The organism is Actinoallomurus sp. NPDC050550, from assembly GCF_040655075.1.
Lineage (GTDB): Bacteria > Actinomycetota > Actinomycetes > Streptosporangiales > Streptosporangiaceae > Actinoallomurus.
In genome coordinates, this window is record NZ_JBFAJC010000043.1 from 37,863 (window position 1) to 64,087 (window position 26,225).

The 26,225-nt window shown below is 70.7% G+C and carries 25 protein-coding genes and 2 pseudogenes; 19 read left to right on the top strand and 8 right to left on the bottom strand.

Annotation, left to right across the window (positions count from 1 at the left end):
- Positions 1-46 precede the first annotated feature (46 nt).
- The 3 genes from AB0I04_RS40010 to AB0I04_RS40020 are packed head-to-tail and all read left to right on the top strand — an operon-like array spanning position 47 to position 4,618.
- Positions 47-1,099, top strand: a complete 1,053-nt coding sequence (locus AB0I04_RS40010) for an NDP-sugar synthase (RefSeq protein WP_360897350.1) — start codon at positions 47-49, stop codon at positions 1,097-1,099.
- Between the two features lie 11 nt (positions 1,100-1,110).
- Positions 1,111-2,013 carry a DNA-3-methyladenine glycosylase 2 family protein gene (locus AB0I04_RS40015; RefSeq protein WP_360897251.1) on the top strand — a complete coding sequence of 301 codons (903 nt, stop codon included), beginning with the start codon at positions 1,111-1,113 and terminating at the stop codon, positions 2,011-2,013.
- Between the two features lie 52 nt (positions 2,014-2,065).
- Positions 2,066-4,618, top strand: coding sequence for a bifunctional FO biosynthesis protein CofGH (locus AB0I04_RS40020; RefSeq protein WP_360897253.1), 2,553 nt, complete (start codon positions 2,066-2,068; stop codon positions 4,616-4,618).
- A gap of 162 nt (positions 4,619-4,780) precedes the next feature.
- Here AB0I04_RS40020 and AB0I04_RS40025 read toward each other — a convergent pair whose 3' ends face one another.
- Positions 4,781-5,725 (bottom strand): NlpC/P60 family protein, encoded by a 945-nt coding sequence (locus AB0I04_RS40025; protein ID WP_360897255.1) that lies wholly within the window; start codon positions 5,723-5,725, stop codon positions 4,781-4,783.
- A 256-nt stretch (positions 5,726-5,981) separates the two neighbouring features.
- Here AB0I04_RS40025 and AB0I04_RS40030 point away from each other — a divergent pair, with 256 nt between their 5' ends.
- Both AB0I04_RS40030 and AB0I04_RS40035 read left to right on the top strand, forming a co-directional pair.
- The gene (locus AB0I04_RS40030) at positions 5,982-6,959 is read left to right on the top strand and encodes a substrate-binding domain-containing protein (protein WP_360897257.1); all 978 of its coding nucleotides are present in this window, start codon (positions 5,982-5,984) and stop codon (positions 6,957-6,959) included.
- 122 nt (positions 6,960-7,081) lie between these two features.
- Positions 7,082-8,110, top strand: coding sequence for a chitinase (locus AB0I04_RS40035; protein ID WP_360897259.1), 1,029 nt, complete (start codon positions 7,082-7,084; stop codon positions 8,108-8,110).
- Between the two features lie 100 nt (positions 8,111-8,210).
- Here AB0I04_RS40035 and AB0I04_RS40040 read toward each other — a convergent pair whose 3' ends face one another.
- A complete protein-coding gene (locus tag AB0I04_RS40040) occupies positions 8,211-9,053 on the bottom strand; it encodes a GntR family transcriptional regulator (RefSeq protein ID WP_360897261.1) in 843 nt (280 codons plus the stop codon).
- 133 nt (positions 9,054-9,186) lie between these two features.
- On the opposite strand from AB0I04_RS40040, the pseudogene AB0I04_RS40045 reads away from it, so the two are divergent.
- A pseudogene (locus tag AB0I04_RS40045) lies at positions 9,187-9,567 on the top strand (ATP-binding protein); the annotation flags it as partial.
- A 229-nt stretch (positions 9,568-9,796) separates the two neighbouring features.
- Here the strand turns inward: AB0I04_RS40045 and AB0I04_RS40050 are convergent.
- From AB0I04_RS40050 to cofD, 3 genes are all read right to left on the bottom strand, one after another.
- Complete coding sequence (locus AB0I04_RS40050; protein ID WP_360897263.1) at positions 9,797-10,816, bottom strand: hypothetical protein; 1,020 nt, start codon at positions 10,814-10,816, stop codon at positions 9,797-9,799.
- A 70-nt stretch (positions 10,817-10,886) separates the two neighbouring features.
- Positions 10,887-12,161, bottom strand: coding sequence for a coenzyme F420-0:L-glutamate ligase (locus tag AB0I04_RS40055; RefSeq protein ID WP_360897352.1), 1,275 nt, complete (start codon positions 12,159-12,161; stop codon positions 10,887-10,889).
- Between the two features lie 83 nt (positions 12,162-12,244).
- Positions 12,245-13,189, bottom strand: coding sequence for a 2-phospho-L-lactate transferase (gene cofD, locus AB0I04_RS40060; protein ID WP_360897265.1), 945 nt, complete (start codon positions 13,187-13,189; stop codon positions 12,245-12,247).
- Positions 13,190-13,287: 98 nt separating this feature from the next.
- Between cofD and AB0I04_RS40065 the strand changes: the two genes are divergently transcribed.
- Positions 13,288-14,337: a hypothetical protein gene (locus AB0I04_RS40065; protein WP_360897267.1), complete on the top strand. Its 1,050-nt coding sequence runs from the start codon at positions 13,288-13,290 to the stop codon at positions 14,335-14,337.
- A 222-nt stretch (positions 14,338-14,559) separates the two neighbouring features.
- On the top strand, positions 14,560-14,826 hold the full coding sequence (locus AB0I04_RS40070) for a WhiB family transcriptional regulator (protein WP_360897269.1): 267 nt from the start codon (positions 14,560-14,562) through the stop codon (positions 14,824-14,826).
- Positions 14,827-14,943: 117 nt separating this feature from the next.
- Here the strand turns inward: AB0I04_RS40070 and AB0I04_RS40075 are convergent, their stop codons facing one another.
- Entirely contained in the window at positions 14,944-15,330 is a 387-nt protein-coding gene (locus tag AB0I04_RS40075; RefSeq protein WP_360897354.1) for a metallopeptidase family protein, read from the bottom strand.
- A gap of 190 nt (positions 15,331-15,520) precedes the next feature.
- On the opposite strand from AB0I04_RS40075, the gene AB0I04_RS40080 reads away from it, so the two are divergent.
- From AB0I04_RS40080 to AB0I04_RS40130, 11 genes and pseudogenes are all read left to right on the top strand, one after another.
- Complete coding sequence (locus tag AB0I04_RS40080; protein WP_252841103.1) at positions 15,521-15,883, top strand: DUF3499 domain-containing protein; 363 nt, start codon at positions 15,521-15,523, stop codon at positions 15,881-15,883.
- A 61-nt stretch (positions 15,884-15,944) separates the two neighbouring features.
- Positions 15,945-17,300 (top strand): phosphomannomutase/phosphoglucomutase, encoded by a 1,356-nt coding sequence (locus tag AB0I04_RS40085; protein WP_360897271.1) that lies wholly within the window; start codon positions 15,945-15,947, stop codon positions 17,298-17,300.
- On the top strand, positions 17,297-17,470 hold the full coding sequence (locus AB0I04_RS40090) for a Trm112 family protein (protein ID WP_360897273.1): 174 nt from the start codon (positions 17,297-17,299) through the stop codon (positions 17,468-17,470). The genes AB0I04_RS40085 and AB0I04_RS40090 overlap by 4 nt, the downstream gene beginning before the upstream one ends.
- Before the next feature lie 134 nt (positions 17,471-17,604).
- The gene (locus AB0I04_RS40095; RefSeq protein WP_360897356.1) at positions 17,605-18,843 is read left to right on the top strand and encodes an RNA-guided endonuclease TnpB family protein; all 1,239 of its coding nucleotides are present in this window, start codon (positions 17,605-17,607) and stop codon (positions 18,841-18,843) included.
- Positions 18,844-18,895: 52 nt separating this feature from the next.
- A complete protein-coding gene (locus tag AB0I04_RS40100; RefSeq protein WP_360897275.1) occupies positions 18,896-20,038 on the top strand; it encodes an SIS domain-containing protein in 1,143 nt (380 codons plus the stop codon).
- Between the two features lie 33 nt (positions 20,039-20,071).
- On the top strand, positions 20,072-21,013 hold the full coding sequence (locus AB0I04_RS40105; protein WP_360897277.1) for a cation diffusion facilitator family transporter: 942 nt from the start codon (positions 20,072-20,074) through the stop codon (positions 21,011-21,013).
- 428 nt (positions 21,014-21,441) lie between these two features.
- On the top strand, positions 21,442-21,921 hold the full coding sequence (locus AB0I04_RS40110) for a serine/threonine-protein kinase (protein WP_360897279.1): 480 nt from the start codon (positions 21,442-21,444) through the stop codon (positions 21,919-21,921).
- 46 nt (positions 21,922-21,967) lie between these two features.
- Positions 21,968-22,027, top strand: a pseudogene (locus AB0I04_RS40115) (hypothetical protein); the annotation flags it as partial.
- A 9-nt stretch (positions 22,028-22,036) separates the two neighbouring features.
- A complete protein-coding gene (locus AB0I04_RS40120; RefSeq protein WP_360897280.1) occupies positions 22,037-22,684 on the top strand; it encodes a hypothetical protein in 648 nt (215 codons plus the stop codon).
- Positions 22,684-23,028: a hypothetical protein gene (locus tag AB0I04_RS40125; RefSeq protein ID WP_360897282.1), complete on the top strand. Its 345-nt coding sequence runs from the start codon at positions 22,684-22,686 to the stop codon at positions 23,026-23,028. The genes AB0I04_RS40120 and AB0I04_RS40125 overlap by 1 nt, the downstream gene beginning before the upstream one ends.
- Before the next feature lie 4 nt (positions 23,029-23,032).
- Entirely contained in the window at positions 23,033-23,416 is a 384-nt protein-coding gene (locus AB0I04_RS40130) for a hypothetical protein (protein ID WP_360897284.1), read from the top strand.
- Positions 23,417-23,446: 30 nt separating this feature from the next.
- On the opposite strand, the gene AB0I04_RS40135 is transcribed toward AB0I04_RS40130, so the two are convergent.
- Both AB0I04_RS40135 and AB0I04_RS40140 read right to left on the bottom strand, forming a co-directional pair.
- Positions 23,447-24,118, bottom strand: a complete 672-nt coding sequence (locus AB0I04_RS40135) for a response regulator transcription factor (RefSeq protein ID WP_360897286.1) — start codon at positions 24,116-24,118, stop codon at positions 23,447-23,449.
- Positions 24,115-25,641, bottom strand: coding sequence for a sensor histidine kinase (locus AB0I04_RS40140; RefSeq protein ID WP_360897288.1), 1,527 nt, complete (start codon positions 25,639-25,641; stop codon positions 24,115-24,117). Before AB0I04_RS40140 ends, AB0I04_RS40135 begins: the two co-directional genes overlap by 4 nt.
- Positions 25,642-26,225: the final 584 nt, after the last annotated feature.

Consider the following 26,225-nt stretch of genomic DNA (forward strand, 5'->3'; position numbering starts at 1 on the left):
GACTGGCCAGGACCGATGAGGGAGGGGCACCCTGGAAGCGATTCTGCTGGTCGGGGGTAAGGGCACGCGGCTGCGGCCGCTGACGATTTCGACGCCGAAGCCGCTGCTGCCGACGGCAGGGGTGCCGCTGCTGGAGCATCAACTGCGCAAGGCGAGCGCCGCGGGCATCCGCCGGATCGTGTTCGCCACGTCGTATCGCGCCGCGATGTTCACCGAGGCGTTCGGCGACGGGTCGCGGTTCGGCCTGGAGCTGGTCTACGTGACCGAGGACGAGCCGCTGGGCACGGCCGGCGCGATCCGCAACGCCGCGTCGAAGCTGACCTGCGACGCCGACAGCCCGGTCGTCGTGCTCAACGGCGACATCCTGTCCGGCCACGACCTGGTGTCCCAGGTCGCGATGCACGAGAAGTCCGACGCGGCCGTCACGATGCACCTCACTCTGGTCGACGACGCCCGGCGGTACGGCGCGGTGCCGACGACCTCCGAGGGCAAGGTCATCGCGTTCGTGGAGAAGTCCCCGAAGCCGCCGACCAACCAGGTGAACGCCGGCTGCTACGTCTTCCGCCGCTCGGCGATCGACGCGATCCCCACCGGCCGCGTGGTGTCGGTGGAATACGAGACATTCCCGCAGTTGCTCGCCTCCGGCGAGACGATCATGGGGTACGTCGAGGGTGCGTACTGGCTCGACGTCGGCACGCCGGCGACCTTCGTGCAGGGCTCGTGCGACCTGGTGCTCGGCCGGATGGAGTCGCCGGCCGTGCACTCGGGCGGGGGCGTGCTGTTCCTCAACGGCTCGTCGGTCGCCCCGGAGGCGGCCGTCTCCGGTGGCACGACCGTCGGCGCCGGAGCCGTGGTCGAGTCGGGCGCGACGGTGGAGTCGAGCGTGCTGTTCGACGGGGCCGTCGTGGAGCGCGGGGCGCGGGTGTCGCGCTCGGTGCTGGGCCGGGGCGCGCGGATCTGCGCGGGCGCGGTCGTGGAGGACGCCGTGATCGGCGACGGCGCGATGGTCGGCTCGGGCAACGAACTGCGCGACGGGCTGCGCCTGTGGCCGGGCGTGCAGCTTCCGGAGACGGCCGTGCGGTTCTCCGCCGACGTCTGAGCGGACACGTTTTGCTCGCTCAGGAGGCCCGTACCCGGACATGGCGGCCGCCGTGGCCGGTCGACGTGGGGCTGACTCTGTCGCCGCACCGCCGGGGCACCGGCGACCCGGCGTTCGCGATCACCCCTGACGGGGCGGTCTGGCGGGCGTCGACGACCCCGGACGGCCCGGGCACGCTGCGGCTGCTGGCGCGCGGTGCCGAGATCGACGCCGAGGCGTGGGGGCCGGGGGCGTCCTGGCTGCTGGACGGCGTGCCGGAGCTGCTCGGCGCGGGCGACGACCCGTCGTCGTTCCGCCCGGAGCACGAGATCCTGCGCCAGGCGGCCATCCGGCTGCGGCACTTTCGCATCGGCCGGACCCGCAACGTCTTCGAGGCCCTGGTCCCGGCCGTCCTGGAGCAGAAGGTCGTGGGCAAGGAGGCCTGGCGGGCCTGGCGCTACCTCGTGCGTGAGTTCGGTGAGCCCGCGCCCGGCCCGCTGGACCTGCGGGTGCCGCCGCCGCCCCGGACCTGGGTGATGATCCCGTCCTGGGAGTGGCACAAGTCGGGTATCGAGGCGGTCCGGGCCCGAACGATCATCGGCGCCGCGCGGGTGGCGAGCCGCCTGGAGGGCGACGACACCGAAGAGGTCGATCGGCGGCTCCGCTCGCTGCGCGGCATCGGCGTGTGGACCTCGGCGGAGACACGGCAACGGGCCCTCGGCGACGCCGACGCCGTCTCGGTCGGCGACTACCACATTCCCGGCATCGTGGGCTGGGCGCTGACCGGCCGGAAGGTCGACGACGCGGGCATGCTCGAGCTCCTCGCCCCGTACGCCGGGCACCGATACCGGGTGACCCGCATGCTGGAACTGTCCGGGGCGGCCCCGCCACGTCGGGGGCCGCGGATGCCGGTCCGCGACTACCGCCGCTTCTGACGTCCGGGGGGTGATGGGAATAACGGGGAGGAACCGGGCGTACGTTACCAACATGAGTGATCCCGCCGCTCCGGCGCCGTCGCCCACCGCCCTCCGTCGTGCGCTCGCCCGGGCGCGCGACGGCAAATCGCTCGACGCCTCCGAGGCCGAGGTGCTGCTGCACGCGCGCGGCGACGACCTGGAGACGCTCCTGTCGTACGCCGCGCGGATCCGCGACGCGGGGCTGGAGGCCGCCGGCCGGCCCGGTGTGATCACCTACAGCCGCAAGGTGTTCATTCCGCTGACCCGCCTGTGCCGCGACCGGTGCGGCTACTGCACGTTCGCCACCGTGCCCGGCCGCCTCGAGGCGCCGTACCTCAGCCCCGACCAGGTCCTGGAGATCGCCCGCCAGGGCGCCGAGCTGGGCTGCAAGGAGGCACTGTTCACCCTCGGCGACCGGCCGGAGGACCGCTGGAAGCAGGCGGGCGAGTGGCTGCACGCGCACGGCTACGACGACACGCTCTCGTACGTGCGCGCGATGGCGATCCGTGTGCTGGAGGAGACCGGGCTGCTGCCCCACCTCAACCCTGGTGTCATGAGCTGGCGGGACCTGCAGCGGCTGCGGCCGGTCGCGCCGTCCATGGGCATGATGCTGGAGACGACATCCCGGCGGATCTTCGAGGAGAAGGGCGGCGCGCACTTCGGCTCGCCCGACAAGGACCCGGCCGTACGGCTCCGGGTGCTGGAGGACGCCGGCCGATCGAACGTGCCGTTCACGACGGGCGTCCTGATCGGCATCGGCGAGACCGTACGGGACCGGGCTGAGTCGATCTTCGCGATCCGCAAGGTCGCGCGGGAGTACGGCGGGATCCAGGAGGTCATCGTCCAGAACTTCCGCGCCAAGCCGGACACCAAGATGGGCTCGATGCCCGACGCCGAGCTGGAGGAACTGGCCGCGACGATCGCCGTCACGCGCATCGTCCTGGGGCCGAAGGCGCGCGTGCAGGCCCCGCCGAACCTGGTCGACTCCGAGTACGCCCTGATGCTGCGGGCGGGCATCGACGACTGGGGCGGCGTCTCACCGCTGACGCCCGACCACGTCAACCCCGAGCGCCCGTGGCCGCAGATCGACGAGCTGGCCGCCCGCACCGCCGACAGCGGGTTCGCGTTGCGGGAGCGCCTGACGATCTACCCGGAGTACGTCCGGCGCGGCGAGTCCTGGCTCGACCCCCGCCTCGCCGCCCACGTGGGTGCGCTCGCCGGCCCCGACGGGCTGGCCCGCGAGGACGTCACACCGGTCGGGCTGCCCTGGCAGGAGCCGGACGGCAGCTGGGGCGAGGCCGGGCGTACCGACCTCCACGTGGCGATCGACGCCGAGGGCCGGACGAACGACCGGCGGGACGACTTCGACGAGGTGTACGGCGACTGGTCCGAGGTCGGCACGCGGATCCGGCCCGCGGAGCGGTTCGACGCCGACGTCACGGCGGCCCTGCGGAGCGCCGAGCGCGACCCGGCCGGGCTGTCCGACCAGGACGCCCTCGCGCTGCTGCACGCCGACGGCCCCGAGCTGGACGCCCTGGCCCGGCTCGCCGACGACCTGCGCCGCGACGCCGTCGGCGACGACGTCACCTACGTCGTCACGCGCAACATCAACTTCACCAACGTCTGCTACACCGGCTGCCGCTTCTGCGCGTTCGCCCAGCGCCGCACGGACGCCGACGCGTACACGCTGTCCATCGAGCAGGTCGGGCAGCGGGTCGACGAGGCCTGGGCGGCCGGGGCGACCGAGGTGTGCATGCAGGGCGGCATCCACCCGGACCTGCCGGGCACCGCGTACTTCGACCTCGCGCGCGAGGTGAAGAAGCGGGCGCCGGAGATCCACATGCACGCCTTCAGCCCGATGGAGGTCGTCAACGGCGCCGCCCGTACGGACCTGTCCATCCGGGACTTCCTGCTCGAGGCCAAGGAGGCGGGCGTCGACTCGCTGCCCGGCACGGCCGCCGAGATCCTCGACGACGACGTGCGCTGGGTGCTCACCAAGGGCAAGCTGCCGACGTCGGCGTGGACCGAGGTGGTCACGACCGCCCACGAGATCGGCCTGCCGACCACCTCGACGATGATGTACGGCCACGTCGACACGCCCGCGCACTGGGTCGCGCACCTGAAGCTGATCCGCTCGATCCAGGAACGCACCGGCGGCTTCACCGAGTTCGTCCTGCTGCCGTTCGTGCACCAGAACGCCCCGATCTACCTCGCCGGCCTGGCACGGACCGGGCCGACGGCGCGGGAGAACCGCGCGGTGCACGCCCTCGCCCGCATCCTCCTGCACGGTGCGATCTCCAATATCCAGTGCTCGTGGGTGAAGCTCGAGGACGAGCTGTGCGCCCAGGTCCTCCAGGGCGGCGTCAACGACCTCGGCGGCACGCTCATGGAGGAGACCATCAGCCGGATGGCCGGGTCGGAGAACGGCTCGTTCAAGACGATGTCGTCGCTGGAGGAGCTGGCCGCGCGGGCGGGGCGTCCGGCACGGCAGCGGACCACGCTGTACGGCGCGGTGCCGGAGGAGCGTCGTGCGGCGGCGCTGGCGACGGATGGCGTCGGGCGGTTCCTGCCGCTGGCCCAGTGAGGGATTCCGGGAGCGGACAGGGCGGTCCGCTGCGGTTTCGGGGGTCCGCTGGGGTTCAGGCGGTCTGCTGTGGGTTCAGGGGTTCTGCTGGGGTTCGGGGGTCTGCTGGGGTTCTTCGGGGGCGGACAGGGTGGTCCGGCACCCTGTCCGCCGCGTCGTCACTTAGCCGATGAAGCGGACGACGTGGGCGGTGTGCCGTCCCGACCCGTACAGGGTCGTGACGTGCACGCTGTGCGAGCCGCGTGGCGGCGCGGCCTCGATGATCTTGTTGTTGCCGATGTAGAGCGCCACGTGGGTCGTGGAGTAGATGTTGTCACCGCTACCCCAGAAGATCAGGTCACCCTTGCGCAGCGACGACCAGCTCTTCTTCGGGCCCCGGCTGTACTGCTGGGAGGTGTCGGCACCGATGTCGATGCCCGCGCCCTTGTAGAAGGCGTACAGCGTCAGGCCGGAGCAGTCGAAACCGTAGCGCCGGTAGTCGTTGTAGCCGCCCGGGCTCGGCGACGCGATGCCGCAGGACGCGCCACCCTTGCCGCCGGCGCCCCACGAGTAGCTGCGGACCTTCTTGGTCTCCGCCGTGGCAAGCGCGATCACCCGGTTGATGCGGGCGCTCGTCGAGCCGACGCGGGAGCCGGCGGAACCGCTGTTCCGGCCGTGCACGGCCGCGCTGCTGTAGCAGTTGGTGGAGCCGGCGCCGCTGCCGCTCCCGCTGGTGCTCCCGCCGCCGGTGCCCGTCGAGCCGGTGGTGCACCGCGGCACGCCCGGGACGAACCCGGTGTGGCCGGTCTTGACGTAGACGTCGGTCACCCAGGTGCCGGCGGAGGTCTTGTCCCAGATGTTGGAACCGTAGGCGTACTCGCCCGGGTCCTGGCAGACGATGGGGACCTTCTGCCCCTTCTTGTACTGGTCGACCTTGACGGTCTTCGCGTTGAGCGACTTGCCCGCGCGTCCGTCAAGGTTGTCGCCCGCCACGAAGTTGTGGACGGTGACCTTCTTGCTGGACGACGTTGACTGCACATGCGACGACGAGCAACCGCTGACCGCCGCGATGCCGAGGGATACGGCCGCGACGCTCAGCCCGTTGACGAGTAGTCGTCTGGTTGTCATGAGCGGGTCCTCTCCTGGCGCGGCTCGGGGCCGCGCTGGTCGGGGGCTTGCGGTCGGTGATCATGGCACACATTGCGGGGAGTAACGCATCTATTTCACAAATCCGACTTAATCGGACACGCATCGTCACTCAAAGTAAGTAGGTACTGGCGAACGCGAAAACTGCTCGTAAATCCACACCGACGGTTAAAGAAAGGTAAACGCCTCAAACGGGCATTTAGCGGCACTTTTCTCCGGGCGTACTATCCTCCGGATCATGGCCGTGACCAGGAGGGATCCCCGGGTCCGTCTGCTGATCGCCGGCGCGGTGCTCCTCGTCGTCGGTCTGTCCGCCGGGGCCTACCTCCCGCGCGACGGGTCGCAGACGTGTCAGGGAAAGACCCTGCAGATCAGCGTGGTCGCGGCACCGGATATCACCCCCGCGCTCGGCGACATCGCCGCCCGATTCAACGTGCAGCCCCACGAGATCGGCGGAAGGTGCGCGCGAATCACGATCGACATGCGCGACCCGTCGGCGGTCGTACGATCCCTCAAGAACGGCGAGTCGCTCGACGCGGACGCCTGGGTGCCCGATTCGTCGATGTGGCTGAAGCCCGCCGAGGTCGCCGGTGCGCGGACGCTCGCGACCGGCACGCCCGTCGCCGCGACACCCGTAGTGATCGCCGTCCCACGCACCGTCGCCGGCGAACTGCGCGACGCGAAGACCGCCGCCGGCTGGCGCCTCCTGAAGAAGGCTCCCCCGCACACGTCGGTCCGCACCCTCGACCCGGCCCGCAACGCCGCGGGCGCCGCCGTCGCGCTCGCCACCCGCGCCACGATCGGCCCCGTCACCGTCCGGCGGGATCCCGATCCCACCCGGCTCTACGCGGCCTTCGCCGGACTGCCCGGCCTCCGCCGCCCCCTCGTGGCCGCGACGGAACAGTCGGTCGTCGCCTACAACGACACCCATCGGCCAAATCCGGCCACCGTCATCGTCCCCGAGGAGGGCACCCTCCTCCTCGACCATCCGCTCGTCGCGGTGACCACCGACCCGCTGCGCGCGCAGGCCGTCGACGCGTTCCGCTGGGCGCTCCAGGCGCGGCCGGCCATCGACACCCTCCAGTGGTACGGCTTCCGCACGGCGGACGGCCGCCTCGACGCCCGCGACGCGGCCCGCCTCGGCCTCCGCGAGACCCTCCCCAAGATCCTCCCGAGCCCGACCCAGGCCCAGATCACCGCCGCGATGCGCGCCTGAGCCCGCAGAGTTCCGGATGATCTTGTGCCTGGTCAGCGGGGGTCTTGACAGTCGCGAAGACGCCATTCTAGGTTCCCAGAACGATTAGGAAACCTTCCTATCCGTTTCTGAGGAGAACGCCTATGTCCTGGGCACGTAGGGTCGCGGCCGTCACCGTTGCCGCGTGTGTGGCTGGTCTCGGTCTGACGGGTACCGCCTCGGCGCGCGAGCGCGCCGTACCGCCTCACGTCTTCGCTCCGTACGTCGAGACCTATCTACCCGACAGCCCCGCCGCGCTGGCCGAGCAGTCCGGCGCCAAGTACCTCACGCTGGCCTTCCTGCAGACCGCGGCCCCGGGCTCCTGCACGCTCACCTGGAACGGTGACGCCAATGCCCCGGTGTCCTGGTCGGTCTACGGCGATGACATCACCGCGATCCGCCGCGCGGGCGGCGACGTGATCCCCTCCTTCGGCGGCTACGGCGCCGACACCACCAACACCGAGATCGCCGACAGCTGCACCGACGCCAAGGCCATCGCCGCCGCCTACGAGAAGGTCATCACGACCTACGGCGTGACCCGTCTCGACTTCGACGTCGAGGCCGACTCCCTCAACAACACCGCCGCGATCGACCGCCGCAACAAGGCGATCACCCTGGTCCAGGACTGGGCGCGCCGCCACGGCCGGACCGTGCAGTTCGTCTACACCCTGCCGACCTTCACCACGGGCCTCAGCGCCCCCGGCGTCGCGCTGCTGCAGAACGCCGAGCAGAACCACGCGAAGATCTCCGTCGTCAACATCATGACCTTCGACTACTACGACAACCAGCCGCACGAGATGGCACAGGACACCGTCAAGGCCGCCACCGGCCTCGTCGGCCAGTTGAAGGCCATCCACCCGAACGCGAGCCTCCGGCAGCTCTGGTCGCAGGTCGGGGTCACCGAGATGGTGGGCATCGACGACTTCGGCCCGGCGGAGACCTTCACGACCGGCGACGCCGTCCAGGTCGAGCACTGGGCCGCCGAGCAGGGCATCGCCGAGTTGTCCTTCTGGGCCATGCAGCGCGACAACGGTGGATGCGTCGGCACCGGCGGCAGCAACACGTGCTCGGGCGTCGCCCAGCAGCCCTGGCAGTTCAGCCACACCTTCATCCCGTTCACCGGCCGAGCCTGACCTCCCGCCCGTCGACCCGAAGCGGCCTCCGATCAACCGTCGGAGGCCGCGTGATCGCGAGGGTTCCGCGTGAGGAACCCTCGCGATCACGGCGGGTCGCTCACCGCGCCAGCGGCGGGCCGTCGGGCCCGGCGTCGCGGTGCGGCCAGGCCGCCGATGCGTCCCTCTTGATGTGAACGACCTCCTCGACGCGATCGGAGGGGATCACCACCTGGGTCACCTCGATCGCCTTCTCGTCCTTCGCGCTGTAACCGACACGGACGATCTCCTGCACGGGAAGACCCTTGGGGATTTCCAACTGCGTGGCCTCATCCGCGTCCGGGAGGCGGGCTCGGTGGAATTCCACCCATTCGATCGGTCCGTGGCCCGTCTCCTCGAGCCGGTCGATCCATGCACCTGGGCCGGAGCCGAGCGGTTCCGCGACATCGGGGGCGTCGACCACCCCGCGTGGGTGGATCCACGTGTCCGAGCGTTGGAACGGCGGTTCTCCGGGAGGCCCGGTCACCCGGCGCCGCCGCAGGATCAGTGAGCCGACGGGGACCTTCAGAAAGTCGGCGAGCCGCGGGTCGGTGATCGGCTCCTCTGTCACGGTCGGCGTCACGTGATGAATCCACAACTCACCGCCGCCGGCCGCGGGAAAGCTATAGCCACCGACCGTTGGGCTGCCGTCCGCGGCGACATGCCTGGTGTTCCGTTTCACGAGGTTGCCGCGAAGGACGCGCCGACGCATGGCCGGACGGACGATCGTGCCGCGGCGGGGGACCGACCACACCTTGCCCTTGTCAGCGAGGCTCTTGACGGCCCGCGCGATGGAATTGCGGGACACGCCGTAGTCCCGGGCGAGATCCTCCATGCGCGGGAGCGCCTCGCCGGCGGCCCATTCGCCCGCGTCGATGCGTCTCTCGAGATCGCGCTCGATGTCACGGTACGGGGCTGGCGCCACGTCGACATCCTTCCTCGGATTTGTTGAAGCTTATTGACGGACGGTCATCGCACGGGCACGATGAGTGAGCAGCTATTTGTTGAAGCAAATAGGGCTGCGCCAAACGCCTACCTCCGACGGGGAGTGATTTCCTGTGCCACTTGATCCCCCGGTCCCTGCCACCGGTGCCGGACACCCCATCTTGACCGATGGATCCGCTCCGTCGTGGATATCGCTGAGGGTCCACGACGCGTCCGTCGCGATCGCACGGCGATTCGCCCGGGACGTCATCGCCGACCATGTCACGGATGCCGATCACGCCCACTCGATCGTCCTGGTCGTCTCCGAACTCGTCACGAACGCGCTGCGCGCCGCGAGCCGTCTCCGCTCCTGGTCGCACTACGACCGGCCGGTCCAGGTCGGCGTCCTGTCGACCGTTCAGGGCGTGCACCTGTACGTCGCTGACCCGGATCCCCGACCGATCCCAGTCGCCCATGCAGCTGAGGCGTCGGCGTTACGAGAGAACGGCTGGGGTCTCGGCATCGTCGACGCCCCTGGCCGGTCAACGCTGGACCACCTACGGCGACGACAGCAAGACGATCCACGTCCTCATCCCGCATCCGGCGTGACCCAACAGTCGTTGTCGCCGAGGGTTGCCGGGGCTCCTCCAACGGAAACCGGCGGCGATCACAGGTGGCGGGTCGGGGCAGCGGGCGGAAACGATCAGGGACGTCCCGGATTCCGGTCAGGGATGCCCAGGACGATCAGGGCCGGCGGGCCGGGCGGGTGCGGAGCCAGTAGGAGCGGGCGGCGACGATCAGGGCGATGCCGTAGGCGGCGAAGGCGCTCAGTCCGATCCAGCTTACGAGCAGGGCGTCCGTCGAGGTGTGGAAGTCGCCGCGGGGTATGGTCACCGCTCCGGCCGTGGCGAGGGCGGCGTAACCGATTCCGGCCACTCCGTACGGCGCGAGTGTGGCGGCGCCGAGAACGGCCGGTGTGAGCGGTAGCCAGCGCGGCACCCGCCTGCCGTGTAGGACGAGGGTCCAGCGGGGGAACACCTGGCCCCATGGGCGCACCAGCCCGAAGATCAGAAATATGCCGAGCGCGGCGAGCAGCGCCGTGGCGTCGATGCCCCACGACTCCAGCGTGAGCCATAGCCCGGAGGCGCCGTTGCGCTCGGCGATCGCGCGCATCTCCGCGCCGCTCGTCCCCGCGAAGGTGCCGCCCACCGCCCACGTCGTCTTCATCGCCGCGTACGGGACGAACGCCAGGGCTCCCGCGTAAGCGGCCCACCGCGCGGACCGGGGAGCCGGGGACGGCGCCGGCGGGCCCAGCGCGGGGCCGGAGCGGGCCGTGGTGGCGAGGAGGGCGACGCCGAGCGCCGCGAGTGCCTCGTTCGCGGCGGCCACCGGGTCGTCGACCTTCTGCTCGAAGACCAGCGTGATCACGTTCATCAGCAGGCCGAACGCGGAGACCGCCGACAGGGCGCACGCCGTCCAGAGCAGCGCGCGCCGCCTCGACCGTACGGCGGTCGCCGCCAGCGCGGCGACGGCCACGACGGCCCAGCCGAGTGCCGCCGGAGCCCGGTGGCCGCCGCCGGCGAAGACCGGGGTGCCGGTCAGCGCGCACACCAGGCCGAATCCGCCATAGGCCACGGCCCAGCCCAGCGCCACCCTGCGGGGCCATGACGACGTCCGGGAACTCGCCCCGTCCGACATCATCGACGCGCTGCTCAGCCCTGCCGGTGGATCCACCTTCGACGTCAACCCCGCGTCATCGGTCATGCCTCCCACCGTGGCACCGGCCTTCAGCGGGGACCTCCCGCGCTCGGGTGATCGACCTCCCTCTCAGGGGTCAGCGGCGCAGGATGAAGCTCTCCGGGTCGCGGGGTGGGCGGTCGCGCGGGGGAGCGGCGGCGTGGCCGACGCCGACCGCGCCCATCGGGTCCCAGTTCGGCGGGAGGTCGAGCGTCTCGCGCACCACGTCGGCGCAGAACAGCGTGCTCGACACCCAGCAGGAGCCCAGGCCCTCGACGGCCAGCGCGACGAGGAGGTTCTCCACGCCCGCGCCCATGGCGACGAGGAACATCTCGCGTTCGGCGCGGGAGCGGCGCGCGTCCGGGTAGTCGTGCGCGCCGTCGGTCACGAGGCAGGGCACGACGAGGTACGGGGCGCGGCGCAGCACGTCGCCGCGTTTCAGCCGCCGGGCGATCGACTCCTCGCTGAACCCGTCGCCGCGCAGGTCGGCGGTCCAGGCGTCGCGCATAGCGTCGAGCAGTCGGTCCTTGCCCTCCTCGACGAGCACGAACCGCCACGGGGTCGTATGGTGCGGGGCGGGGGCGGTGATCGCGGCGGCCACGGCGCGCTGGACCGCGGCAGGGTCGACCGGCTCCGGCCCGAACTCCCGTACGGTGCGGCGGGCCGCCAGGACGTCGGCCGAACCGTACCGGAACATGTCCTCGTCGGGGGAGCGGACGAGCGCCCGTGCCCCCGGTCCCTCTTCCTCGGTCACCAGGTCGCCCAGGCCGCGGACGACCGCGACCGGGACACCGGCCAGCTTGCCCTTCACCAGTTCGGCGGCCGAGGCGATCTCGTCGGCGATCGAGGTGATCGTGGCGTCGAGGCGGTTGCCGTACGCGTCGACGCGGCCCCGCAGGTCGTCGAGGGGCGAGAGGCCGGCCACGCCGATCGCGGCGTCGGTGAGGCCGAGCCGCCACGGCCGGCCGAGGGTGTCCGAGACGATCACGCCGACGCGGACGCCGGTCAGCTCGTGGAGGCGTGCGCGGATCCGGCGCGCGGAGGCGTCGGGGTCCTCGGGCAGGAGGAGGACCGTGCCCGGTTCGGTGTTGGAGGCGTCCACGCCGGCCGCGGCCAGCACCAGGCCCTGACGCGTCTGCACGATCCGGGTGGCGCCCCGGCGGGCGACCACGCGTACGGTCTCCTCGTCGATCGCCTTCTCCCGGTCGTCGGCGACCAGGAGGCGTCCCTCCGCCTTGCTGACGATCTTCGAGGTGACGACGACCACGTCGCCGTCCCGCAGCCCCGCTCCGGCGATCAGTTCGGCGACGTCGTCGCCCTCCCGAACTTCCGGCAGGCCATCGACGCCGAACACCTCGTACCGCGCGCTCATCGCTCGCTCGCCCTTCTCGTTCGCTGCGGGAGCGGCCTTCATCGGCTGGGCGACGTTGCTCGAGCCCTCGCTCCGCTCACCGCTCACGAGCCCAGCTCCGCGGCGAGGTCGAGGGCGGCGCGGGCGATGGCGGCGGCCGCGTCGACGTCCGTCATCAGCAGCGGGCGGGAGCGGACGGCGATGCCGTCGAGGTCGCCCTCGATGGCGGCGTCGGCCGTGTCGACCAGCCAGCCGTCCAGCAGGTCCGGCCCGTAGTGCGCCGCCACCGCACCGGCCGAGGTCTCCACGCCGATCGCGGTCAGGCACGCGTCGGCCATGCCGCGGACGGGCGCGCCACCGATGATCGGGGAGACGCCCACGACGGTCTTGGCCGCGACCGCCGGGCGGATGCCCGGCACGGCCAGGATCGTGCCCACGCTCACCACCGGGTTGGACGGCGGCAGGATCACGACGTCGGCGGCGTCCAGTGCCTCGAGCACGCCGGGCGCGGGCTTGGCGTCCTCCGCGCCGACCGCCGAGATGGACCGGGCGGGGGTCTCCGCGTGCAGCCGCACCCACCACTCCTGGAAGTGGATGGCGCGCCGGCCTTGGGCGTCCTCGATGACGACGTGCGTCTCCACTCGGTCGTCGCTCATCGGCAGCAGGCGCACGCCGGGCTTCCAGCGGGCGCAGAGCGCCTCGGTCACCGCGGACAGCGGGTATCCGGCGTCGAGCATCTGCGTGCGCACGATGTGCGTCGCGAAGTCACGGTCGCCGAGGGTGAACCAGGATGGGCCGACCTCGTACGCGGCCAGCTCCTCGCGGATCGTGAAACGCTCGTCCGCGCGACCCCATCCCTGCTCTTCGTTGATGCCGCCGCCCAGGGTGTACATCACGGTGTCCAGATCGGGACACACCCGTAGCCCGAACAGTGAAATGTCGTCGCCGGTATTGCCGATGACGGTGATATCCGCCTCTGGGGCGGCCTGCCGCAGTCCGCGCAGGAACCGGGCTCCGCCGATTCCGCCCGCGAGTGCCACGATGCGCATGCGGACAAGTCTGGCACTCCGGGGTTCCGGCGGACGCCACGGGCCATGGGGCAATGTGCGAAGCTTGCGTGGAACGGATCACTCACAGGGAGTAACGCGTGAACAACGACGCCGCGCAGCGGCTACGAGAGCCCGGCGCCTGGGTCCTCCTCGGCTCGGTGTTCCTGCAGGTCGTCAGCGGACTGATCAGCCTCTTCACGGGCGGTAGGGGCACGACGTTCTCCTACCGCGCCTTCGTCTTCACCAATAGCGACAGTTTCTTCTCGGGCGTGGCCGTCGTCGCGCTCGTCGTCGTCGCCGTGCTGCTGGTGTCCCGGATCGGCGGCGCTCCGACCGCGCAGGCCCGTAACGTCGCCCTGGGCGGGATGATCCTGCTCGGGGTGATCGCGCTGCTCGATGTGATCGCCATCCTCGCCGGCCTCGCGGCGGGCAGCAGCGCCGGGGGCATCGTGTTCGACGTCCCGGCGGGCGAGAAGTTCTCGATGTTCCTGTACGGCATCGCGAAGCTCGCCGTGCTCGCGGTCGGGGCGTACTACGTCTTCTCGGTCTTCCAGTCGTTCGGCCCGGTACAGCCGGCCGGCCCGCAGTATCCGCAGCAGGGCTACGGCCAGCCCGCGCCGCCGTACGGGCAGCAGCCCACCTACGGCCAGGTCCAGCAGCCGTACGGCCAGCCGCAGCAGCCGTACGCGCAGCCGCAGCAGCCCTACGGGCAGCCGCAGCCCCAGCAGCAGCCGTACGGCCAGCAGACGCCGTATCCGCAGCAGGCGTACGGCCAGCCGGCCTACTACCAGCAGCCGACGGCCCAGCCGGGCCAGCCCGCGCAGCAGCCTCCGCAGCCCGCCCAGCAGCCTCCGCAGCCCGCCCAGCCGGGACAGCAGCCTGCCCTGCCCGCCCAATCGGGACAGCAGGGACAGGAGGGACAGCAGGGGCCGACGGGACAAGCGGGGCAGTCGTCGACCGAAGAGAACGAGGGGGAATGGACTCGCGCCTTCGGGGGTACGGATCAGCCGCCGACCGGGCAGGGCGAGGGGGAGTGGACGCGCGCCTACGGCGGTGGCACGGACCAGTCGGCGCCCAGCGAGTCCTCGTCGGGATCCGATGAGTCGGATCGGCCGGATCGGGCCGACCCGTACCGGCCGCCGGAGTAGGCTGCGGCGGCAGAAACGCATAACTGCGTGAATCCGCGCAGTGACTGCTGTCTCCGCAGGTCAGCGCGGCTTTTTTAGCTGCACCTCACCGTTCCCTGCCCATTCGGCTTGACGACGCTGGTCATACACGCGTGTAATTTCATGGGTGTAGTTCTGCCTTCCCGGGGGACTCAGTCGGGGAAGGTGACCAGGGGGGACTCCACGGGGCGAGGAGGTGCGTCTGTGAGCGAAGTGCTCATCCCGCTGACGCACGGCACAGATGACGGCGAAGAGTTGGGCTGGCAGGAGCGCGCACTGTGCGCGCAAACAGACCCGGAAGCTTTCTTTCCGGAAAAGGGTGGCTCGACCCGTGAAGCCAAGAAAGTGTGCCGTGCTTGCGAGGTACGGGCGGAATGCTTGGAATACGCGCTGGGTCATGATGAGCGGTTCGGCATCTGGGGCGGTCTGTCCGAACGCGAACGCCGGAAGCTGAAACGCGCGGCGGGCTGACGCCCGCACCAGCGCGGTGCGGATGCCCGAGGTGATCGTTCACCCGGGGGTCGGCCGGACGGCTCGACACGGTCCGGTAGGCCCCCGGGGGGCATCACCGTCGCTGGGGGCCGCGCCCTATTCGTCGCGCGAGTCGTACGTCGGGTCGACCGACTCCGGGGCCAGCCCGAGCAGATCCGCGACCTCTTCCACGACCACGTCGCGGACCAGCCGGGCGCGGTCGCGCTCGTCGTCGCCGCCCCGGGCCTCCACCGGTCGCCGGTAGACCACGATCCGCGCCGGCCGGCCGTCCGCGGCGGGCAGCAGGCGCCCCAGCGGAACCGGCTCGGCGGGGTCCGCCCACGACTCGACGGGCGGCACCTCCTCGACGGCGAACTCCACGCCGGTCAGCTCGTGGCTCCAGCGCTGCTCCAGGCGGCGTGCCTCATCGCGGACGAGATCGTCGAAGCGTTCGGCACGGGTCCGGGAGATGGGCGCGTCCGGCGGCGCGAGCGGCCCGCGCATCCCGCGGCCACGGCGGTCGCGGCGGCGTGTGCTGGAGCGTGTCACCCGGGATCGCACTCCTTGAGCATAGTCCCGACCTGGCTCGGCTGCCCCCCGCACAAAGATCCGTTATGCGGTCGCGCGTCGGAAATACGGCGACACGAAGTGAGGATAGTGGCGCGGGTACGGCAGGAGGAGATACGTTCCCGTCGTGAGCCCCGTCCGGATCTGCTCCCGCACCGCGTGCAAGCAGTCTGCTGTCTACACGCTCACGTACGTCTACGCCGACTCGACCGCTGTTCTGGGCCCGCTGGCAGCGTACGTCGAGCCCCATTGCTACGACCTTTGCGCCGAGCACGCCGAGCGCCTGACCGCCCCCGTCGGCTGGGAGCTCGTCCGGCTGCCCGCCGAAGAGTCCGAGCCGACGAGCGACGACCTCGAGGCGCTGGCCAACGCCGTCCGCGAGGCCGCCAAGCCCGCCACACCGAGGCAGGAGCCGGTGGGACAGGGCGTCGAGGTCGGCCGCCGCGGCCATCTGCGAGTGCTCCGCTCGGACACGCCCCGCAAGCCCTGATCCGCTCCCGGTAGGCTCAGGACCGCAATGCGACGACTGGGCCGTGAGCAGGGGAGCGTCAGTGGGCGACGTGGCCAAGATCTTCAAGGCGTACGACGTCCGGGGTGTCGTGCCCCATGAGTTCGACGAGGCGATAGCCGAGGCGGCTGGGGCCGCCTTCGTCCGCGTCACCGGCGCCACGGCGATCGTGACCGCCCACGACATGCGGGCCTCATCGGGCCCGCTGTCCGCGGCGTTCGCCCGGGGCGCCACCGCCCAGGGCGCCGACGTGACCGAGGCGGGTCTCGGCTCGACCGACCTGCTCTACTACGCGAGCGGCAGCCTGGGCCTGCCCGGCGCGATGTTCACGGCCAGCCACAACCCGGCCAAGTACAACGGGATCAAGCTGTGCCGGGCGGGCGCCCGGCCGATCGGCCGCGACACCGGGCTGAGCGAGATCCGCCGGCTGGTGGCGGAGGGCGTCCCGGCGTACGACGGCCCGGCCGGCTCGGTCAGCGGCCTCGACCTCCTCCCGGGATATGCGGCTCACCTGAGCTCCCTCGTCGACCTGTCGGGCATCCGCCCGCTCAAGGTCGTCGTGGACGCCGGCAACGGCATGGGCGGCCACACGGTGCCGAGCGTGTTCGACGGCCTGCCGATCGACCTGGTCCCGCTCTACTTCGAGCTCGACGGCACGTTCCCCAACCACGAGGCCAACCCGATCGAGCCGGAGAACCTACGGGACCTCCAGGCGGCCGTCCGCGAGCACGGCGCCGACATCGGGCTGGCCTTCGACGGCGACGCCGACCGCTGCTTCGTCGTCGACGAGCGCGGCGAGCCGGTCACCCCCTCGGCGATCACCGCCCTGGTGGCCGTACGGGAGCTGGCCAAGCACCCCGGCGCACGGATCGTGCACAACCTGATCACCTCACGGGCCGTTCCCGAGATCATCCGGGAGCACGGCGGCGAGCCCGTCCGCACGCGGGTCGGGCACTCGTTCATCAAGCAGACGATGGCCGAGACCGGCGCCGTCTTCGGCGGCGAGCACTCCGCCCACTACTACTTCCGCGACTTCTGGTACGCCGACTCCGGCATGCTCGCGGCGCTGCACGTCCTCGCCGCGCTCGGCGAGCAGGACGGCCCGCTGTCCGCGCTGCTCGCCGCCTACAGCCCGTACACCGCCTCGGGTGAGATCAACTCCGAGGTGGTCGACCAGGAGGCCGCCACCGCGCGGGTCCGCGGGGAGTTCGCGGGTCGCCCCGGCGTGACCGTGGACGAGCTCGACGGCCTCACGGTCGGGCACACCGACTGGTGGTTCAACCTCCGCCCGTCCAACACCGAACCTCTGCTCCGCCTCAACGCCGAGGCGGCCGACCCCGAGACCATGTCCGCGGTGCGCGACGAAGTGCTCGCCATCGTCCGAAAGGAAGACAGTTGAAGATCGACGACTGGCTGCTGGAGATCCTCGCCTGCCCCAACTGCCGGGGCGAGCTGAAGGCCGACGAGGCGGCCGACGAACTCATCTGCACCGGAACGTGCAAGTACGCCTACCCGGTGCGTGACGACATCCCGGTCCTCCTCGTCGACGAGGCACGGACCCCGGCCTGACCGATTCCATGGGTGCAAGCCCGCGATTCAGCCACGTACCGGTAGGTGCAGGTGGTCGGTTTTGTCGTTGCCGACCGTCGGCTTGCCTGGGAAAATCAGCGCATACCTTGGCCATGGTGGTTACGATCGTGCTGGTGCGGCTTTGTTATAACTACCGCTTGTATCCGACGCCCGGCCAATGCATCAGCCTGGCCCAGGCGTTCGGGTGCGCGCGGGTGGTGTTTAACGACGGGTTGCGGACCCGGCAGGCCGCCTACGAAGCAGGACTTCCGTATATCAAAGACACCGTTCTACAAAAACAGGTGATCACCACTGCGAAGAAGACACCGGAACGTGTGTGGCTGGGTGAGGTGTCCTCCGTGGTGCTGATACAAGCGCTGGCGGACCTGCACCTCGCGTACCGGAATTTCTTCGCTTCGGTCACGGGCAGGCGCAAGGGGCCGAAGATCGCGCCTCCCGGGTTCCGGTCCCGCAGGGACAACCGGCAGACCATCCGGCTTACTCGTAACGGCTTTTCGATCCGAAACGACCGTCTGTTCGTTGCGAAGGTGGGTGAGATCCCCATCAGGTGGTCCCGGCAGCTGCCGGCCGAACCGTCATCGGTCACCGTGATCAAAGATGCGTCCGGCCGGTACTTCGCCTCGTTCGTCATTGACACTGAGGACGAACCGCTGCCAGCCACCGGAGGCGACGTCGGAATCGATCTTGGATTGTCGCACTTCGCGGTCCTGTCAGACGGAACAAAGATCTCCAACCCCCGCTGGCTGCGCCGCCGTGAACGCAAACTGCGGCGGGCACAGCAAGCTCTGTCCCGTACTCAGAAAGGGTCGAATAACCGCAAGAAGGCCGCACGTCGCCTTGCCCGCACACATGCCAAGACCGCCGACGCGCGCCGCGAGTTCCACCACCAGCTGTCCACCCACCTGATCCGTGAGAACCAAGCGGTGTACGTGGAGACGCTGAATGTCAGGGGACTGGCGCGCACCCGGCAGGGCAAGAGCGTGTACGACGCCGGGTGGTCGGCGTTCGTGAACATGCTGGCTTACAAGGCCGCCCGGTACGGCCGCACGTTCGCCCGGGTCGCGCGGGACTTCCGCTCGTCGCAGGTCTGCTCGGTATGCGGGCACCGTGACGGTCCAAAACCTCTGCATGTGCGCTCCTGGACCTGCACCGAATGCGGCACCCGCCATGACCGGGACCACAACGCCGCGCGAAACGTCCTGTTCGAAGGACGCCGTGTCGTCGCCGCCGGACGTACCGCTGAACAGCGGCATGCGGAGACGCTAAACGCCTGCGGAGAACCAGTAAGACCACCGTTCGCGGTGGCACGGTTCGTTGAACCAGGAACCCACCAGAAGCCCAAGGCGGCATGATGCGGCACAGGCAGGCTGGAATCCCCACCGTTCACGATGGGGAGGGCGTCAAATGAGTCCTGTCGAGGTCGACCCCGGCCGCCTCGACGATCCCGAGGCGCTGGCGACCGCCGATCGAGGCGACATGCTGCGGAGTGCCGCGTCCGCCGCCGCGCAGGTGCGTGAGGCCCGGCTGCACACCGCCGAGGCGGGCGTCGAGCGGATCGCGCAGGGCGGCCGTCCGCGTGCCCTCGTCGTCGTCGGCACCAGTGGCTCCGGCCTCGCCGGGGAGGTGCTGGCGGCGGTCTGCGGCCAGGGCTGCCCGGTGCCCATCACGACCGTGCGCGGCCACCGGCTGCCCGGCTGGGTCGGCGCGCCCGACGTCGTCATCGCCGTGTCCGGCTCCGGGGACACCGAGGAGACCCTGACGGCGGCGGTCGAGGCCGTACGCCGCGGTTGCCGCCTGCTGTGCGTCGGCCCAGGCGAATCGCCGCTGGCCGAAATCGCCGTGCAGGCCCGCGTGCCGTTCGTGCCGGTGCGCCCGACCGGCCCGGAGCGGACGATGCTGTGGGGGCTGACCGTCCCCCTGCTCCTGGCCGCGCGGGAGCTCGGGCTGGCCGACGTCACGCCCGAGGCGCTGGAGCGGGCCGCCGTCGTGCTGGAGGACATGAGCCACCAGTGCCGCCCCAGCAGTGAGGCGTTCGTCAATCCCGGCAAGCAGGTCGCCCTGGAGATCGCCGGATCCATCCCGGTCATCTGGGGCACGTCGCCGCTGACCGGGACGGCGGCCCGCCGGTTCGCGAGCCGGCTCGCCGCCGACGCCGGCTACCCCGCCGTCCACGGCGAGCTGCCGGCGGCGTGGCACGACCAGGCGGCGATGTTCGACGGCCCGTTCGCCGCCGGTGCCGGGTCCGGGGCCGGTGCCGAGGAGGACTTCTTCCGCGACCGGGTCGAGGACCCGGAGCCCACGCGGCTGTCCCTGGTGCTCGTCCATGACGTGGAGGAGCACCCGCAGGTGACCAGGCGGCGGGAGATCGCCGCCGAGTTCGCCCGCGGCCGCGCCGTGCCCGTCGTCGAGCTGACCGCCCCGGGCACCCACCCGCTGGAGCGGCTCGCCGGGCTCATCGCGCACATCGACTACGTCAGCGTCTACCTGGCCCTGGCCCTCGGGATCGACCCGTCGGCCGACCGGGCACTCGAAGAGAGGATCACGTGAGTAACACCGGCCGCGCGACGGACAGGAGCGACCGTGAGTGCTGAAGGCGGTACCAAGGCGATCATTGCGGCACTCGGGGCGAACCTCGGCATCGCGGCTGCGAAGTTCGTGGCGTTCGCGTTCACCGGATCGGCGTCGATGATGGCCGAGGGAGTGCACTCGCTCGCCGACTCGGGCAATCAGGGACTGCTGCTGCTCGGCAGCAAGCGGGCCAAGCGGGCGAAGGACCGCGAGCACCCGTTCGGTTACGGCGCCGAGCGCTACTTCTACGCGTTCATCGTCGCCGTCGTGCTGTTCACCATCGGCTCCCTGTTCTCGCTGTACGAGGGCTGGCACAAGGTCACCGACCCGCACGACGTCGAGGACCCGGCCTGGGCGTTCGGCGTGCTGATCCTCGGGATCCTCCTCGAAGGCTTCTCGTTCCGGACCGCGATCAAGGAGGCCAACACCACGCGCGGTCGGCAGAGCTGGGTGTCCTACATCCGCCGGGCCAAGGCGCCGGAGCTGCCGGTGGTCATCCTGGAGGACTTCGCGGCCCTGCTCGGCCTGGTCGTGGCGCTGGTCTGCGTGGGGCTCGCGGTCATCACCGGCAACGGCGTCTGGGACGGCGTCGGCTCGATGGCCATCGGCGTGCTGCTGGCGTTCGTGGCGATCGTGCTGGCGACCGAGACCAAGAGCATGCTCATCGGCGAGGCGGCGGCCGCCGACGTCGAGAAGCAGATCGTGGCGGAGCTGGAGTCGGTCGAAGAGGTCGACCGCGTCATCCACCTGCGCACCCTGCACGTCGGCCCGGAGGAGCTGCTCGTCGCCGCGAAGATCGCGGTCACTCATGACGACACGGCCGGAGAGGTGGCCAAGGCCATCGACGCCGCGGAGAAGCGCGTCCGCGCCGCCGTCCCCATGGCGCGCCACATCTACCTCGAACCCGACCTGGACCGCTCCGGAGTGGCACCGGAGCCAGGCCGGCAGGCCTGAGGGCCTGTCTCGAAGCCCCGCTGTCCTACCGCGCGGACGGGGGCTTCGAGACAGGCGCTGACCCGTGCCGGTGACACGGCTACGGCTTGGCATCGGCCGGCTCGTCTCGCCATGAGCACTCCGCGATCGTTTCCTGACACCATGCGCTTTGCGGCGTTCGTGGGCGCCCGCTGGTTCGTAGCGGATAGCGAGGTGGCGTGGATGGATCCGTTGCACCCTGGTGACCCTAGGAGCGTCGGTCCTTACCGGTTGGAAGGGCGGCTGGGCGAGGGCGGCATGGGACAGGTGTTTCTCGGCTGGTCCCCAGGAGGTCGCAGGGTCGCGGTGAAGACGATCCGGCCGGAGCATGCCGGCGACGCGAGGTTCCGGGCTCGGTTCGCGCGGGAGGTTGAGGCGGCCCGGCGCGTGGGCGGGTTCCACACGCGCAGGTGGTCGACTCCGATCCCGAGGCCGACCCGCCCTGGCTGGTGACGGCGTTCATCGCCGGGCCGTCATTGCGGCAGCTGGTGCGCGAGAGTGGTCCCCTCGACCCGAAGGAGGTATGGGCGCTGGGGGCGGGGCTGGCCGAGGGGCTGACGGCGATCCACGGCTGTGGCCTGGTGCACCGGGACCTCAAACCCGGCAACGTGATCATGGCGAAGGACGGGCCACGGATCATCGACTTCGGAATCGCGCGCGACGCCAACGCCGGCGGCCTGACCTCGAACGGCGCGGTGGTGGGCACGTTCGCGTTCATGTCCCCTGAGCAGGTGCGCGCGGACCAGGCTGGACCGGCGAGTGACGTGTTCTCGCTGGGATGCGTGCTGACCTACGCCGCCACCGGTCACAGCCCGTTCGACGCTGGAACGATCCCCGCGATCGTGCACCGCATCATCAACGACCCGCCTCGCCTCGACGGCCTCCCATAACACGGGCGACCCCGTCACGCTGCCGGGTCCTTACTCTCCCGACGCCCTGGCGTTCAGCCGCGATGGGCGGACTCTCGCCGCCGCCAGTTCGGACGGCTCGATCTGGCTCTGGGACGTGGCCACCGGCCGCACCACCAGCACTCTTGAAGGCTATGAAGACGCCGTCTCCGCGTTGGCGTTCAGCCCGGGCGGCAAGACCCTCTTCACGAACGGCGGCGCGAAGGACATCCGTTTCACGGATCTGGCCACCGGCCATGACAGCGACCTCCCCAGCAAGATCCAGAACGTCCACGCGGCGGTGTTCAGCCCGGACGGCAAGATAGTGGCCTACGGTAACAACAACGACAGCGTGCTGCTGCATGTCGCTTCCGGCCGCACTCTCGCCATCCTCAAATGGGTCCGTGCCAACTCGATGGCGTTCAGCCTGGACGGCAAGACCGTGGCCATTGGCGACATCACCGGCAACATCGAAGTGTGTGATGTGGGCGGCCGCCGTATCACCGCCCAACTCGGCAACGAAGTCCAGTTCAGCGGCGCGGGCATGGTCTATTCGGTTGCGTTCAGCCCGGATGGCAGAACCCTGGCCAGCGCCAATCAGGCGCCCGGCACCAGCACGGTCCGGCTCTGGGACCTGGCCGCCAAACGCATCGTCAGGAATTTCGGAAACGCGAACCATCCGGTCGTGTTCAGTCCCGACGGAAAGACCCTTGCGACCTCCGTCTACGGCGCGCAGGGCGGCGTTCAACTTTGGAAGGCCACCTGATGGCCGGATTCCCGCTGGGACAGGCGCCGCAGCACCCGCCGTACGTCCCGCTCCCGCCCGAACCCAGGCGACGCAAGAAGTGGCCCTGGCTGGTCGCAGCGGTGGCCGGGTCGGTGGTGCTGACCACCGGTGCCGTCGTCACGGTCGTCGTCACCTCTGGCGACGACCGGCCCACCGAGATCACCCGCTTGGGCAACGTGTCCGGAATGCTCAAATCGGCGACGCTTTCGAAATACGCTGCCCAAGCGCGTTGCATTGAGGGCACCTCGTTCCAGGTCGACGTGCTCCATCGCCAAGGCGGCTGCACAGGTTATGGCGTGACCCCCGACGGGACAGCAGGGTGACTTCATGGTCTCCATCGACGCCTACCTGCCCGCATCCGGCCGCTCGGCCAAACGAGCCGAATCCGCCGCACACCAATTCCTCCTCGACAACCGGCACGGCTTCCTCAACGACGAGGAATATGCCAGGGTCACCGGCGCGCACCCGCTCGCGAGATTGGGCGACGAGGCGTTCATGATCAACTTGATCAACAGTGACGGCGACAAGGCCCTTGCCAAACTCCTCGTCAGATGGCGGAACGCCTTCGTCCTGATCGACTATGGGGCGTCGAACAAGTCATCGGCCGATCCCGGCGACCCCAACTTCATGAAGCGGACTCCCGCCTCCCCGCAATACACCGAAGCCGCCGCGACGGCCGCCGCCCACGACGTCCTCGACGCGATCCGCTGACGCTGTGCAGCGCCCGAGTTCCGCGTAGCCCTACTCGGCCGAACCGCCCGGGGTGACCAGGCCGGACTCGTAGGCGAGGACGACGGCCTGCGCCCGGTCGCGCAGGCCGAGCTTGGTGAAGACCCGGGCGACGTGCGTCTTGACCGTGTGCTCGCTCACCACGAGCCGGGCGGCGATCTCGGCGTTGGACAGGCCGCCGGCGATCAGCTGGAGGACCTCGGTCTCCCGGGCGGTCAGCGTGGCCAGCGCGGGTGCCGGCTTCGGCCGGTCCCGTCGCTGGCGCGCGAACTCCCGGATCAGCCGGCCCGTGACCTGCGGGGCCAGCAGCGCGTCGCCGCGGGCCACCACCCGTACCGCGGCCACCAGGTCGTCGGCGGTCGAGTCCTTCAGCAGGAAGCCGCTCGCCCCGGCCGACAGCGCCTCGTAGACGTACTCGTCGACGTCGAAGGTGGTCAGCATCAGCACGCGCGTCGATCCGTTGGCGGGGTCGGCGAGGATGCGCTTCGTGGCGTCGATACCGTCCATCTTCGGCATCCGGATGTCCATCAGCACGACGTCGGGCCGGTGCGCCTCAGTGAGGCGCACGGCCTCCCGGCCGTCCCCGCACTGCCCGACGACGTCGATGTCGGGCTGGGCGGCCAGGAGGGCGGCGAAGCCGGCCCGCACGATCGTCTGGTCGTCGACGATCACTACTCGGATCATGAACTCCGATTCTTGCCTACCGGAAGGTCCGCCTGCACGGCGAATCCCCCTTCCGGGCGCGGGCCCGCCGCGAACCGGCCGCCGAGCATCGTCGCCCGCTCCCGCATCCCCACGAGACCGTGGCCCATGACCCTGGTCCGGCCGTCGGGGTTCACCGTCGTCGTGGGCGGGACCGTCGCGCCGTCGTCGCTCACCCGGACCGCCAGCCGGTCGCCCTGGTACTCGAGCTCGACGTCGACCCGCGACCCCGGCGCGTGCCGCCGCGCGTTCGTCAGGGCCTCCTGCACGATCCGGTACGCCGACAGCTCCACCGTCGTGGACAACGGCCGGGCACTGCCGCGCACCGTCAGCCGGGCCTCGCCGCCCGCGCCGCGGTGCGAGTCGATCAGCTCGCCGAGCCGGTCGAGCTTCGGCTGCGGGGTCACCTCCGGTTCGACGCCGGGCTCGGCGCGCAGCACGGTGAGGAGTCGGCGCATCTCCTCCAGAGCCTCCCGGGCCGTCCCGGAGATCTCCCCGAAGCCCTTCTTCGCCTCGGGCGACAGGTCGCGCATGGTGTACGGCGCGGTCTCCGCCTGGACGGCGATCATCGAGACCGAGTGCGCGACGACGTCGTGCAGCTCCCGGGCGATCCGGGCGCGCTCGCGCAGGATCGCCTGCTCGCGCTCCGCGACGTTGAGCCGGGTCAGGGTCTCGCTGCTGCGCTCCCGCTCCTCGTCCACGCTGGCCTCGGCGGTCTCCACCGTACGGCGGGCGTCGCCCAGCCCGATCGCGGCGATCACCGCCGTGAACCCGGCGAGCCAGGGAATCTCGTCGAGACTGCTGGAGGCGAGGTACACCACGCCCACGCCGACGACGCTGCACACGCCGAGCACGCCCGTCGACGGACGGGGCAGCTGCTGCGCGAGGAGGTACAGCGTGTACAGCCCGGCGAACGCCGTGGTCAGCAGGACCTGCTGCCCGGAGAGCAGGCTCGCGGCGAGCGCGCCGAGAACGATCGCCGATGCCGGGCGCAGCGACTCCCGGCGGAACATCAGCGGCAGCGTGGCCGCCAGTGCGAACGCCCCCGGCAGGCTCACCACCTGGAGATGGTGCAAGGGGAGTTCGACCAGGGCCGCCACGGCGATGATCGCGCCGGTCACCGGCCCGTACGCCCACGACTCCGAGAAGCGGCGCCAGGCGTGCACCCAGCGCAGCAGCGGCGGTGTCCGGGGCTGCCGGGCCGCCGGTGGGGGCGGGCCGGCCGGGTTCGGCGGCGGCTGCCGCTGCAGGAGCGTGCCGTCCGGCGTGGCGTACGGCTGCGGTCCACCGTAAGGCTGCGGTCCACCGTACGGCGGAGGAGCCGCGGGAGGTGTGCTCTTGCCGTACAGGGCGGCGACGAGGCGGCTCGTGATCGGGCGGAGCAGGCGGCCGATCCCGGTGAGGATCCACAGAAGGACCTGACCCACCGCGGTCACGACCTGCGCGGCCATGCGCCACGCCGCCGGTCCGGCCTCGTGGAGAAAGTCAGGTTTGTCGCTGGTCACTCTTTATCATCACCTGTTTCCGGGTGTTTTCGCCTCACCGTGTGGAGCGATTCCGTCTGGGCCTGGAGGACCCCGATGTCCACCTCTGGGACGATTCCGAGCCCATCCTTACGGGGGACGACCGGGCGTGATCGGCGGCGTACCTTTGCAGTGTGACGAGGCACCGGCGCTCTCGTACTAGGGGGTCCGAGGTCGCCGGTGTCCGGGTCGGGCCATCCGGATCTCGGGGGTTCGGGTGGCGCGACCGATCGTCCCTCGCCGAGGTGGCCGTGGTGCCGTCCGGGTCTCCCGCGGGTATGCCCCGTGGACGGCCGGATCGGGGTGACCATGGGCTGGGGAAGACCCCGATGCGGCCTCCTCGGCGAGGACCATATCTCGTGGCTGCGGATTTCCGGCCGCAGCGCCGCCCGCCGCTCTGACGGTCGACCGCCGCGCCGCCCGGCGTGTTCCCCCCGACCAGCCGACCCCGACCGACCTCGCGGGTCTCCCCGACCAGCCGACCCCGACCGACCTCGCGGGTCTCCCCGACCAGCCGACCCCGACCGACCTCGCGGGTCTCCCCGACCAGCCGACCCCGACCGACC